This is a genomic window from Mesorhizobium sp. M7A.F.Ca.AU.002.02.1.1, from assembly GCF_003998535.1.
Classification (GTDB): domain Bacteria; phylum Pseudomonadota; class Alphaproteobacteria; order Rhizobiales; family Rhizobiaceae; genus Mesorhizobium; species Mesorhizobium ciceri.
On the sequence record NZ_RZPB01001444.1, the window covers coordinates 1 to 557 of the forward strand.

Here is a 557-nt window from a genome sequence, read left to right on the forward strand (position 1 = left end):
GGGGCAAAGCTCGATGCCGTCTTTTCCATGCCGGGCGCCGGCAGGGCGTCGATGCGGTAGACATAGTCGACCACGGCACTGCCGACATGGACGAGACGGCCGCTCATTCCGCCGCGTCCTTGCCGGAACCGATTTTCGCCATCCTGGCTGCCACGAGATCGGCGGCGAGCGCGCGAGCCTCCGACATGTCGAGGCCGACAAGCCGGGCGATATGCTGTTGCGGCAATCGGGAAAAACCGCTGCAGGCGCCGGCCATGCCGGCAGCGATGGCGCCGATCGTATCGGTGTCGCCGCCGAGATTGGCGCTGATGACGGCTGCTTGCCATGGGTCGCCACGCGCGACTTCCAGCACGGCGAAGGCCGCCGGAACGGATTCCTGGCTGGCGACGCCGGTGCCAACCAGATCGGTGATCAGCCGGATCGCATCCCTGATCGCCTTGCCGTGTACGATGTCTTGCGCCCAGACGATGCGCGCGGCGATGTCGCCGCCGGTCACCCAATGTCCGAGTGTCGCCCCTCGCCTCGCCGCCGCGACCGCGCTGGCGGAAGCGTCGCGC

General features: G+C 68.4%; 1 protein-coding gene and 1 pseudogene. Both read right to left on the reverse strand.

All coding sequences use genetic code 11. The annotated features are described in order from the left end of the window. A pseudogene (locus tag EN879_RS40805) lies at positions 1-107 on the reverse strand (ribokinase); the annotation flags it as partial. Next, on the reverse strand, positions 104-557 hold a 454-nt coding region (locus EN879_RS38260; RefSeq protein ID WP_206521118.1), incomplete at its 5' end, for an ADP-ribosylglycohydrolase family protein. The gene EN879_RS38260 and the pseudogene EN879_RS40805, both read right to left, overlap by 4 nt.